The sequence below is a fragment of the uncultured Paenalcaligenes sp. genome (genome assembly GCF_947630565.1).
In the GTDB taxonomy this organism is placed as follows: Bacteria; Pseudomonadota; Gammaproteobacteria; order Burkholderiales; family Burkholderiaceae_B; genus Paenalcaligenes; species Paenalcaligenes faecalis.
Map to the genome: position 1 here is coordinate 20,233 of NZ_CANRIC010000020.1, position 11,397 is coordinate 31,629.

Annotated in this window: 11 protein-coding genes and 1 pseudogene; all 12 read left to right on the forward strand. The window is 46.1% G+C overall.

Features of this window, described 5'->3' with window-relative positions; genetic code table 11:
• Nucleotide 1 precedes the first annotated feature (1 nt).
• Nucleotides 2-562 carry a ribosome recycling factor gene (frr, locus tag Q0Z62_RS05645; RefSeq protein WP_269901946.1) on the forward strand — a complete coding sequence of 187 codons (561 nt, stop codon included), beginning with the start codon at nucleotides 2-4 and terminating at the stop codon, nucleotides 560-562.
• Nucleotides 563-580: 18 nt separating this feature from the next.
• Nucleotides 581-1,327, forward strand: a complete 747-nt coding sequence (locus Q0Z62_RS05650; RefSeq protein WP_269901947.1) for an isoprenyl transferase — start codon at nucleotides 581-583, stop codon at nucleotides 1,325-1,327.
• Between the two features lie 18 nt (nucleotides 1,328-1,345).
• Nucleotides 1,346-2,218, forward strand: a complete 873-nt coding sequence (locus tag Q0Z62_RS05655) for a phosphatidate cytidylyltransferase (protein ID WP_269901948.1) — start codon at nucleotides 1,346-1,348, stop codon at nucleotides 2,216-2,218.
• Between the two features lie 22 nt (nucleotides 2,219-2,240).
• Nucleotides 2,241-3,446 (forward strand): 1-deoxy-D-xylulose-5-phosphate reductoisomerase, encoded by a 1,206-nt coding sequence (gene ispC, locus Q0Z62_RS05660; RefSeq protein ID WP_269901949.1) that lies wholly within the window; start codon nucleotides 2,241-2,243, stop codon nucleotides 3,444-3,446.
• Between the two features lies 1 nt (nucleotide 3,447).
• Nucleotides 3,448-4,782, forward strand: coding sequence for an RIP metalloprotease RseP (rseP, locus tag Q0Z62_RS05665; protein ID WP_298051959.1), 1,335 nt, complete (start codon nucleotides 3,448-3,450; stop codon nucleotides 4,780-4,782).
• A gap of 50 nt (nucleotides 4,783-4,832) precedes the next feature.
• Complete coding sequence (gene bamA / locus Q0Z62_RS05670) at nucleotides 4,833-7,172, forward strand: outer membrane protein assembly factor BamA (RefSeq protein ID WP_298051963.1); 2,340 nt, start codon at nucleotides 4,833-4,835, stop codon at nucleotides 7,170-7,172.
• A 113-nt stretch (nucleotides 7,173-7,285) separates the two neighbouring features.
• Nucleotides 7,286-7,768 (forward strand): OmpH family outer membrane protein, encoded by a 483-nt coding sequence (locus tag Q0Z62_RS05675; protein ID WP_269902172.1) that lies wholly within the window; start codon nucleotides 7,286-7,288, stop codon nucleotides 7,766-7,768.
• Nucleotides 7,769-7,770: 2 nt separating this feature from the next.
• Nucleotides 7,771-8,847 carry a UDP-3-O-(3-hydroxymyristoyl)glucosamine N-acyltransferase gene (gene lpxD / locus Q0Z62_RS05680; RefSeq protein WP_298051966.1) on the forward strand — a complete coding sequence of 359 codons (1,077 nt, stop codon included), beginning with the start codon at nucleotides 7,771-7,773 and terminating at the stop codon, nucleotides 8,845-8,847.
• 28 nt (nucleotides 8,848-8,875) lie between these two features.
• Nucleotides 8,876-9,328 (forward strand): 3-hydroxyacyl-ACP dehydratase FabZ, encoded by a 453-nt coding sequence (fabZ, locus tag Q0Z62_RS05685; RefSeq protein WP_269901953.1) that lies wholly within the window; start codon nucleotides 8,876-8,878, stop codon nucleotides 9,326-9,328.
• Nucleotides 9,329-10,120 carry an acyl-ACP--UDP-N-acetylglucosamine O-acyltransferase gene (gene lpxA, locus Q0Z62_RS05690; RefSeq protein WP_298051973.1) on the forward strand — a complete coding sequence of 264 codons (792 nt, stop codon included), beginning with the start codon at nucleotides 9,329-9,331 and terminating at the stop codon, nucleotides 10,118-10,120.
• Nucleotides 10,117-11,295 carry a lipid-A-disaccharide synthase gene (gene lpxB / locus Q0Z62_RS05695; protein ID WP_298051970.1) on the forward strand — a complete coding sequence of 393 codons (1,179 nt, stop codon included), beginning with the start codon at nucleotides 10,117-10,119 and terminating at the stop codon, nucleotides 11,293-11,295. The genes lpxA and lpxB overlap by 4 nt, the downstream gene beginning before the upstream one ends.
• Nucleotides 11,285-11,397, forward strand: a pseudogene (locus Q0Z62_RS05700) (YraN family protein); the annotation flags it as partial. The gene lpxB and the pseudogene Q0Z62_RS05700, both read left to right, overlap by 11 nt.

Sequence of the window (11,397 nt, forward strand, 5' to 3'; positions counted from 1 at the left end):
TATGAGTCTTTCAGAGATTAAAAAATCAGCTGAAGATCGCATGAAAAAGTCGATCGAAGCACTGATTACAGGTTTAGCAAAAATTCGTACGGGGCGTGCTACACCCGGTATTTTGGACCATGTTAGTGTTGAGTACTACGGCTCCTTAGTTCCTGTGAGTCAGGTTGCTAACATTACAGTGGCTGATGCGCGTACGCTGAATTTGCAGGTTTGGGAAAAACAAATGGCTCCTATGGTGGATAAAGCCATTCGTGACTCTGATTTGGGTTTAAACCCTATTTTAATGGGTGAGTCCATTCGTGTTCCTATGCCCGCTTTAACCGAAGATCGACGCCGAGACTTGACGCGAATTGTACGCGGTGAGGGCGAAGACGCTAAAGTGGCTGTACGTAATTTACGTCGTGACGCGAATGACTCATCTAAACGTCTACTCAAAGACAAAGAAATCTCCGAAGACGATGATCGTCGTTTCCAAGAAGATATTCAACGTCTAACAGACAAATTCGTTGCTGAAATTGATCAGCTTGTCGCCGACAAAGAAGCCGAAGTGATGACGGTATAATGCCGTTAGGTGGTTGCGATGCTGCTTAGCTCTACTCAAAAGATACCAGAACATAGCGCGATTCCGCGCCACCTTGCAATTATCATGGATGGTAATGGCCGCTGGGCAACCCGGCGCATGTTACCGCGTACTGCGGGACACATGCGTGGGGTACAGTCGGTTCGCCGCATTGTTGAAAGTTGCGGTAAAGCGGGGGTTAAATATTTAACTCTATTTGCTTTTAGTTCTGAAAACTGGCGCAGACCCAGCGATGAGGTCTCATTATTGATGCGCCTATTTGTACAAGCCTTAGAAAAAGAAGTCCACAAATTAGAAAAACAGGGCGTACGATTACGGGTAATCGGTGATTTAACGCGTTTTGACCCTAAGTTACAACAGCTCATCAAAGAGGCCGAAGCAAAAACGGCACATAATGACAGCTTGCATCTAACCATTGCCGCTAATTATGGTGGGCGATGGGATATTCTCAATGCAACTCAACAGCTTTTAAAAGATAAGCCCGAGCTTATTCAAACGCCTGAACTCATTAACGAAGAGACTTTTAGTGAGTATCTTTCAATGGCTTTTGCGCCAGAGCCTGATTTGTTTATACGCACAGGCGGAGAGCAACGTATTTCTAATTTCTTAATTTGGCAATTAGCTTATACTGAGCTGTATTTTACGGACGTCTATTGGCCAGATTTTGGTGCCAAGCAGTTAGATGCTGCTTTCGAATGGTATCAGGGCCGAGAGCGCCGTTTTGGGCGAACCAGTGCTCAGCTCTAGCTATTTTTTAGGTTTATTATGTTAAAACAACGCGTTATTACAGCCGTTATTTTGATTGCGCTGTTATTAGGCGCTATTTTGGCACCAACGCCATGGGCTTTGGTGCTTATTTTATGTGTGATGGCTTCGTGCGCCATTTGGGAGTGGTTGCGTCTAAGCTATAGTGATGAGCCAGCCATTCCTACAGTAGTCGCTGTGCTCTTTGCGGGTGGTAGTTTGTATTTTTCAGCGCAATGGATTGGGGACTCTCAAGCAGGCCTGATGCATAATCATCCATTAGTGTTGATTAGTCCTGTAGTATTGGCCTATTGGGTAGTGGGTGTTGGGTTCATGTTGGCAATGGCTCAAACTACACAACGTCAAAACCGATTAGCTCTTTCGTTGTTTGGTGTGATGAGTATTGCGGTGGCATGGGCTGCTTTGGTGGATATGTGGCTTTATCGTGGTGCTTGGTATCTATTGTCAATGATGATGGTGGTTTGGGTGGCGGATATTGCTGCTTACTTCGCGGGTCGAGCCTTTGGTAAACGTAAACTGGCCCCTAGAGTTAGCCCAGGTAAAACATGGGCTGGATTAGGTGGTGGAGTGCTTGCCGTTGTTGCTTGGGTATTCATTAGTGCGCAGTGGCCTGGCTCTTTTGGCGCAGAGCTAATGCAAAACTGGTCATGGTTTGGCGCTACACTATTTGCTATTTTGTTAGCGTTGTTTTCTGTGGTTGGGGACTTATTTGAGTCCTTACTAAAGCGTCGAGCGGGTTACAAAGACTCCAGTCAACTTTTGCCTGGACATGGTGGCGTATTGGATCGTATTGATGCGTTGATTCCTGTGGCACCACTGGCCGCTTTTGTGGCGGGACCATGGTTGCAGGCTTTGCTTAGTAAAGCCGCTTAATTTACAGATTTTATTGGTTGCTATGATTCAATCCGTTTGTATTCTTGGTTCTACTGGCTCTATCGGGAAAAGCACCTTAGATGTTATTGCGCGTAATCCTGATCGGATGCAGGTGTATGCTCTTTCTGCTTTTAGTCGGATGACCGAGCTTGCACAGCAGGCCGAGCAAAGTGGGGCCAAAGTAGTCGTAGTGCCTGATGAGTCAGCCTTAAAGTCATTTACTGCCGCCTGGACAGCAAACAGACCCTTGCCGGAAATTCGTTTAGGCACTCAGGGCTTGATTCATACTGCAGCCGATTCGGCCGTCACGACGGTAATGGCGGCTATTGTTGGCGCGGCTTGTCTAGAGCCAGCTTTGGCGGCTGCTAAAGCCGGTAAACGAATTCTATTAGCTAATAAAGAGTCATTGGTTGCGGCAGGCGGTATTTTTATGCAGGCAGTCCGGGATCATGGTGCGCAGCTAATGCCAATTGATAGCGAACATAACGCTATGTACCAATGCTTGCCCCCCGAAGCACAGATTAGCGCACCTACAGCTGCACATCCTTCTATTCAGCGTTTGTTGTTAACGGCGTCTGGCGGACCGTTCCGTCAGACCGATGCGGCTGCACTGCATTACGTCACACCTGCACAGGCTTGTAATCATCCTAACTGGTCCATGGGCAGAAAAATTTCAGTGGACTCAGCGACGATGGTAAATAAAGGGCTGGAGGTGATTGAAGCTCATTGGCTATTTGCTATGCCCGCGGATAAAATACAAGTCGTGGTGCACCCGCAAAGCATCGTGCACTCTATGGTTGAGTATACTGACGGGTCTATTTTGGCGCAGTTGGGGCAGCCTGATATGCGCACACCTATTGCGTATGGCTTAGGTTTCCCGGCACGAATCCCAAGTGGTTTAGGTTTAATGGATTTGATGAAATTAGGGCGCTTGGATTTTTCCCCCCCTGATTTTCATCGTTTCCCGTGCTTAAAGTTAGCTTTTGATGCATTGAATAGTTCTCAGGCGGCGTGCGTTGCCTTGAATGCAGCTAATGAAATCGCTGTCGAGTGTTTTTTAAATGAACAAATTCGTTATACGGATATAGCGATTATGATTGCGCATACCATGGAAACTGTGGATAAAGCTCGTCATGATCTATCCGATTTGGCTGCAGTGTTGGACCTGGATCATCAAGCTCGGCGTATTGCCGAGCAATACGCCCAGACCTTACAGGTAGCACACTAATATGCTTTTTACCTTGATCGCTTTTGCCCTTGCTATTGGGTTGTTGGTGACAATTCACGAACTCGGTCATTATTGGGTAGCACGCCGTTGTGGCGTCTATATAGAACGTTTTTCGATTGGTTTTGGTAAGGTCTTATTTAAACGTACTGATAAAAATGGGTGTGAATGGGCGCTGTCTGCCTTGCCATTAGGCGGTTACGTGATGATGCGCAGCAATGTGCCTGCTGATGCACCAGAAATGTTAAAAAACACGGCTTTTGAGTATAAAACGCTTAGGCAGCGGGCTGCTATTACCGTGGCAGGCCCTTTGGCTAATTTACTTTTAGCTGTTGTTCTTTATGCCCTAATTGGTGTGATAGGTAGCCAAGAGCCTGCTGCCGTTTTAGGCCAGCCTACCGCCCAATCTATCGCTGATTACGCTGGACTAGAAGCGGGTGATCGCGTCATTGCTGTTGATGACACCGCTGTCTTGTCTTGGCCTCAGTTACGTTGGCAATTACTAGATCGCTTACACACGGGTGGTGAGGTTCGACTCAGCACGCAGAGTAAACATGGTAATCAGGCCGAGCACGTATTACAATTGCCTGCAACCTCTTTAGATCCTGACGGACCTGATCCATTGGTTGCCACTGGATTAACGATTGCCACACCCACGCCATTTGTGCGCGAAACGTTACCTAATTCGGCAGCATTTCGGGCTGGCTTGTTACCTGAGGATCGTTTATTAGCAATCAATGGGGTTGAAATTCAAAGCGCCCAAGCCTTTGTGGAAACCATTAAGCCGCTGGCTGATCAAACCATACAGCTTAATATCGAGCGCCAAGGACAGCCCTTAGTTTTGCCTGTTACCATAGATACTCACCTAGATGATCAAGGTCATGCAGTAGGGCGTATCGGGATTATGTTGGGCGCCCGATTTGAGATGGTAAATGTGCGTTATGGCCCTATTGCTAGTGTACAGCAGGGCCTTAGTCGTACCGCTGATACATTTTGGCTGTCATTGAAAATGATAGGTCGAATGGTAACAGGGCAGGTATCTGTAAAAAACATTAGTGGTCCCGTGTCGATTGCTGATTATGCGGGGCAAAGTGCACGGATTGGTTTAACGGCCTATATACATTTTCTTGCTTTAATTAGTATAAGTATAGGCTTACTCAATCTTTTACCTATTCCCATGTTAGATGGTGGGCATTTGCTGTATTATGCTGTCGAGGCTATTACAGGTCGCCCAGTCTCTGATGCGGTAAAACTTATAGCCCAACGCATTGGATTAGGTATACTTGCTGCTTTAACCATGCTGGCTTTTTTTAACGATTTTAGTCGCTTAATAAATTAGTCACATGCCTTATAATATTAATTTCTTTGACTACGCAGGGACAATCAAGGATGTCATTTAGCCGAAAAAAACAATTTGCTTTGCGTGCTGTATCTGCTGCGTTAGCCGCATTGTTAGCGCCTTTAGCCAATGCGTTCACCCCCTTTGTGATTCAAGACATTCAGGTTAATGGCATTCAGCGCATTGATCCCGGTGCCATTTTTAACTTCTTGCCAGTTAAGGTCGGAGAGACCTTTGACGACGCAAAGGCTAGCGAGTCCATTCAGCGTTTGTACTCCAGTGGCTTTTTTAATGATGTTAAAATAGATACGGATAACAATGTTTTAATCGTTACTGTTCAAGAACGACCTACGATTGCCTCCGTTAGTTTTAACGGTCTGCGCGAGTTCAATGATAAAAACATTTTACAAGCTCTAGGGCAGGTTGGCTTTTCCGAAGGGCGGGTTTTTGATCGCTCTATGCTTGAGCGTGCCGAATTTGAACTGAAACAACAATATTTAGCCAAAGGTAAATATGGGGTGGAGGTTACGCCAATTGTCACTCCCTTACCTCGAAATCGTGTCGGCATCAGTTTTGATGTCTTCGAAGGTGATCTCGCTAAAATCAAAGAAATCAATATTGTTGGAAATACAAGCATCAAGACCAGTGAGCTACTTGATCAGATGCAACTTACTACATCAGGCATGATGACCTGGTATACCGGCACGAATAAGTATGCGCGTGAAAAGCTTGAGGGTGACATTGAGCGTGTGCGCTCTTACTATTTAGATCGTGGTTACCTAGAGGTTCAAATTGATCCTCCTCAAGTATCTATTTCTCCTGATCGTACTGAGATTTATGTCACCTTAACGGTCAATGAAGGGGATCGATACAGCTTGACTGATGTGAAGCTGGCAGGTGATTTATTAGGTTTAGAGACGCAAATTGAGCCTTTAGTTAAGATTAAAGGCGGAGAGGTTTTTTCAGCAGAAAAAACAAATCAAACAGTTAGTGCGATTTCTGATTATTTAGGTGGTTTAGGCTATGCTTTTGCTAATGTAAATCCGAATCCGGTTTTGGATCGGGATGCTAAAACAGCAGAGCTAACCTTTTATGTAGATCCAGGTCGTCGTGTTTATGTCCGACGCATTGAGATCGGTGGCAACGTTCGTACACGAGATCAGGTGATACGTCGCGAAATGCGTCAACAAGAGTCTGCTTGGTATGATTCTCATGATATAGATGCATCACGCGATCGTGTTGACCGTTTAGGTTATTTTACCGAGGTTGATGTGTCGACCTCGGCAGTACCAGGTACAGCGGATCAGGTGGATGTGCAGGTTAATGTAAAAGAAAAACCCACGGGTATGATTAACTTGGGGGTTGGCTATGGATCTACCGATAAACTAATGTTGACGGGTGGTATTAGCCAAGACAATATTTTCGGTAGCGGTAATAGTTTATCTTTGCAGTTAAACACCAGTAAATCAAACCGCGCCGCGGTATTGGCTCACACTGATCCGTATTGGACTAAAGACGGTATTAGTAAAACGACGTCGTTATTTTATCGTCGTACTACTCCTTATGATAATAGTTACTCAGAGGGCGATTACGAGGTTACCGCTATTGGTACAGGTCTAAATTTTGGCATACCTATCTCGGAAAACGATCGTATTTACATGGGTGTTAATTTCGAGCATAACCGTCTGGATCGATTAGATCCGTTATATACCCCATTAGCCTATCAAGACTTTGTTCGCGAATTTGGCAAAAGCACTAATGCTTTCATCTTTAATGTGGGCTGGGATAAGGACACGCGGGATAGTGCTATAGCACCGACTCGTGGTGGCTACACTCGATTATCTGCAGACGTAGCGACGATGGATCTGCGTTACCACATGCTCAGCGCACAGCAGCAATACTACATTCCTTTTGGCTCAAATTACACATTAGCGCTAAATGGTCTAGTGGACTGGGGTAAAGCATACGGTGGACGTAGCTTCCCTGTGATTAAAACGGTGTATGCCGGTGGTATTGGCTCTGTACGTGGGTACGAGGGGGCTTCGCTAGGTCCACGAGATAGTTTGACAGGTGACTTCTTGGGTGGTTCTCGCCGAGTCGTAGGTAACGTACAGCTTTACTTACCATTCCCCGGTGCAACACGTGACCGCACCTTGCGATGGTTTGTCTTTGGTGACGTAGGTCGTGTTGATAACCCAGGTGGCAGTTGTCCTATTGGTAAATCAACCGATCCAGCAAGAGATGCATGTGGTTGGAAATACTCCGCTGGTGTAGGTTTCTCTTGGCAGTCACCGATGGGGCCGCTTGAACTGTCTTATGGTCGTGCGCTTAACTCTAAACCAGGCGATGAGAAACAAGCCTTTCAATTCCAAATTGGCACTGGGTTCTAGTCCTATTTCATTTTTTAGTAGTATTTTTAGCAAGGTGGATTTTCATGAAGTCTAAATTCGCATTACAACTTACCAAATTGGCTAGTCAACTAGGTCGCAATAATCGTGCCTTGATGATGGCAGCAGCACTAGGTGTTACTTTAGCTGCTACACCAGTAGTACAAGCGCAAACTAAAATCGGCTTTGTGAGTACAGAGCGTATTTTGCGTGATTCTCAGCCTGCCAAAGCGGCTCAGACTAAAATTGATTCAGAATTTAAACGTCGTGATGATGAGCTAGAAAGCCTAGCTAATAAACTACGTACTGATGCACAAAAATTTGATAAAGATGCACCGGCTTTATCTGAAGCAGATCGCATTAAACGTCAGCGTCAGTTAGCTGATTTAGACTCTGATTTACAGCGTAAGCGTCGTGAATTCCAAGAGGATTTTAATCGTCGTCGTAACGAAGAGTTCTCTACTATCGTAGAAAAAGCAGATGCAGCCATTCAGAAAATTGCTGAGACGCAAGGCTACGATATTATTATTCAAGATGCGGTTACCGTTAGCCCACGTGTCGATATTACCGATGAGGTTCTAAAAGCGCTGGGTGGTTAATTATGCCGGTATTGCTTCGCGCCGAACAGGCTCCTACTTTGGATCAGTTATTGTCTTTTTTGCAGGCTCAGGGCTTAACCGCCCAGCTTGTAGATTCGACAGCAGCATCTCTTAAAATTCAAGGTATAGGCTCATTGCAAAACGCGAGCTCAGCCGAGATTAGTTTTTTATCTAATCCACAGTTGCGCGATCAACTGCTAGCCTGCAGGGCAGCAGCGGTAATTATGACCCAGTCCGATTACCAAAGTCTTACAGACACACCGCCTTATGCGGTGGTTTTGTTTGATCAACCTTATTTGATGTATGCCTTGTTGGCTCAGTGGTTCGATCAGCATCGAATCCAGTCTCTGCCTACAGGAATTCATCCAACAGCCATTATTGATCCCTCCGCAACTCTTGCTAAGGATGTCATTGTTGGACCGAATTGCGTCATTGAGGCAAGGGTTGATATAGGTACTGGTTCTCGACTAGGTGCTGGTTGTGTGATTGGGGCTGAGACCTCTATTGGGAAAAATGCATTACTACATGCCGGGGTAACACTCTATCATCAGGTCACTATAGGTGATCAGGTTATTTTGCATAGTGGGTGTGTGATCGGGGCAGATGGGTTTGGCTTTGCTCCCCATCCTGCTGGCGGTTGGGCAAAAATTGCTCAGATCGGCTCAGTGCGCATCGGTAATGATGTAGAGATCGGAGCCAATACGACGGTGGATCGTGGTGCTTTAGATGACACGATTATCGGTGACGGGGTTAAGCTAGACAATCAAATTATGGTCGGTCATAACGTTCATATTGGTGAACAAACGGCCATAGCTGCTTGTGTTGGTATTGCTGGCTCTACCCATATAGGGGCTCGTTGTATAGTAGGTGGTGCGGCGATGTTGTCAGGCCATTTGCATATCTGTGATGATGTGCAAATATCAGGGGGCACAGCGGTTACCTCATCCATCAAAAAACCAGGGCGTTACAGCGGAGTGTATCCGTATGCTGAGCACAAGGACTGGCAATATAATGCTGCGGTTATTTCGCAGCTTTCTCAATTACGTAAACGTCTGCGCCGCTTAGAGCGTGACGATTAAAACAGAATAAACAAGTAGGAAAGACATTATGGAACTCGATATACAGCAAATCATGGAACGCTTACCTCATCGTTATCCGATGTTGTTAGTAGATCGTGTCCTTGAAATGGTTCCTGGCAAAAGCATTGTGGCAATAAAAAATGTGAGCATGAACGAACCGTTTTTTACTGGCCATTTCCCGCATCATCCGGTAATGCCTGGTGTGCTTATTATCGAAGCCATGGCCCAAGCTGCCGCCTTGTTCTCATTTGAAGACGACACAGAGGTTGACGCCGCCAGTCAAAAGGTAGCGTATTATTTAGTTGGTGTGGATGGCGCGCGTTTTCGTAAGCCCGTCGTACCAGGGGATCAGTTACGGCTAGAGGTCGTAGCAGATCGTATTAGTCGAGTCATGTGTAAATACACGGCAAAAGCGTTGGTTGATGGTCAGGTTGTGGCCGAAGCCAAGCTCATGTGTGCGATTCGCGTTTTGGATAAATAAATCATGAGCCGTATACATCATACTGCTATTGTTGCTCCAGGCGCAGTCATTGCGGATGACGTAGAAATAGGGGCTTACAGTCTCATTGGCGAACATGTTTCTATTGGGGCTGGCACTATTATTGGGCCGCATTGTGTCATTGATGGGCACACGACCATAGGCAAAAACAATCATTTTTATCGTTTTTGCTCTATTGGTGGTATGCCACAAGATAAAAAATATGCAGGCGAGCCAACTCGACTTGAGATTGGCGATGGCAATATGGTGCGCGAATACGTCACTATTAATACCGGTACCATCCAAGACGTAGGGGTAACACGATTAGGCAATGATAATTGGATCATGGCTTATGTGCATATTGCACATGACTGTCAGATTGGTAATCAGGTGATTATTGCTAATAGTGTGCAGCTTGCTGGCCATATTCATATTGATGATTGGGCCGTTTTAGGTGGTTTGTCGGCAGTACATCAATATGTACGAATAGGGGCCCATGCGATGGTGGGCGGCACCAGTTCAGTCCGGCAAGACATACCTCCTTATGTGATAGGGGCGGGCGATCCTTTTCGCCCCAGTGGTATTAATGCCGAAGGGTTAAAGCGACGAGGCTTTGATGAGCAGAGCATAAAGGCAGTTAAAGATGCATATAGACTGTTGTATCGTAGACAGTTAACGGTAGACGATGCATTAACGCAAATGAAGTCCTTAGGTAAAACCCAACAAAGTCAAACGGCTGTAGCTGTTATGACGGATTTTTTGATGCAGTCCACACGCGGTATAGTACGTCCATGATTCAAATAGGTATGGTGGCGGGTGAGCCCTCTGGGGACTTGCTTGCCGGACGTATTATCCAAGGGATACGTGATGTGCAGCCTCAAATACAGGTGTCTGGTATAGGCGGGCCGCAGATGCAACAAGTCGGACTAGATACCTGGTATCCAATGGATGTACTTAGTGTCTTTGGCTATGTTGATGCGCTTAAGCGTTTACCTAAAATTTTGCAGACTTATTATGGCAGTTTAGGACGTTGGAAAAAAACGCAACCTGATGTGTTCGTAGGCATAGATGCTCCTGACTTTAATTTACGCATGGAAATGCAGCTGCGTAAACAGGGTATCCCTACTGTGCAGTTTGTAGGACCGTCTATTTGGGCTTGGCGCTACGAGCGTATTCATAAAATCCGTCAAGCCGTTTCTCATATGCTCGTGCTGTTTCCTTTTGAGGTCGAAATCTACGAAAAAGAGGGTATTCCGGTTACCTGCGTAGGGCATCCCTTAGCTCAAAATATTCCTTTAGATCCAGATAAAAATGAAGCGCGTCGCCGCTTAGGCTTAGCTGCTGATGCAAAAGTATTGGCATTACTGCCAGGTAGCCGTCGAGCCGAGATCGCTTTACTTGCCCCTCGCTTTCTTCAAGCTGTACAAAAATTACAACAAGATCACCCCGATTTGCAAGTTGTGGTGCCGATGGTGAATGCACAGCGTGAAACGGAATTTAATGCCATATTGCAGCAGTATCCTATTCGTCATTTACGTCTTTTACGTCAAAGCGATCAACTAGAGCAAAGTCGTCCAGCGGCTTGGGATGCGATGCAGGCAGCAGATGGTTTATTGGTTGCTAGTGGTACGGCTACCTTAGAGGCAATGTTATTTAAGCGACCTATGGTGATCTCATATGTGTTGTCACCCTTGATGCAAAAGCTAATGGCTTGGCAATCTGGCCAGAGTAAGCCACTGACTCCTTGGATAGGTTTACCCAATATTTTGGCACAGGACTTTGTTGTGCCAGAGCTATTGCAAGAGGACGCGACCCCTGACAAGCTTGCCAAAGCAACAGAGAGAGCTCTTTTTGATCTCTCATGGGCAGACGAGGTGACGCAGCGATTTATGGAGATTCACCTACAGTTAAGGCTGGATACCCCACGGATTGCGGCAGAGAAAATACTGGAATTAGCCCATGCTCGCTGATTTAGAGGCATTGATTGCACAGTACCCACAGCTAGCCGGCGTGGACGAGGCGGGACGGGGGCCATTAGCAGGCCCCGTATTTGCGGCGGCCGTAATTTTGGA

Bases quoted from the DNA above. Each gene is read 5' to 3' on its own strand.
- Q0Z62_RS05675 (WP_269902172.1), top strand. From the start codon at position 7,286: ATGATGGCAGCAGCACTAGGTGTTACTTTAGCTGCTACACCAGTAGTA.
- Q0Z62_RS05650 (WP_269901947.1), top strand. From the start codon at position 581: ATGCTGCTTAGCTCTACTCAAAAGATACCAGAACATAGCGCGATTCCG.
- bamA (WP_298051963.1), top strand. From the start codon at position 4,833: ATGTCATTTAGCCGAAAAAAACAATTTGCTTTGCGTGCTGTATCTGCT.
- frr (WP_269901946.1), top strand. From the start codon at position 2: ATGAGTCTTTCAGAGATTAAAAAATCAGCTGAAGATCGCATGAAAAAG.
- rseP (WP_298051959.1), top strand. From the start codon at position 3,448: ATGCTTTTTACCTTGATCGCTTTTGCCCTTGCTATTGGGTTGTTGGTG.
- Q0Z62_RS05655 (WP_269901948.1), top strand. From the start codon at position 1,346: ATGTTAAAACAACGCGTTATTACAGCCGTTATTTTGATTGCGCTGTTA.
- lpxD (WP_298051966.1), top strand. From the start codon at position 7,771: ATGCCGGTATTGCTTCGCGCCGAACAGGCTCCTACTTTGGATCAGTTA.
- lpxB (WP_298051970.1), top strand. From the start codon at position 10,117: ATGATTCAAATAGGTATGGTGGCGGGTGAGCCCTCTGGGGACTTGCTT.
- ispC (WP_269901949.1), top strand. From the start codon at position 2,241: ATGATTCAATCCGTTTGTATTCTTGGTTCTACTGGCTCTATCGGGAAA.
- fabZ (WP_269901953.1), top strand. From the start codon at position 8,876: ATGGAACTCGATATACAGCAAATCATGGAACGCTTACCTCATCGTTAT.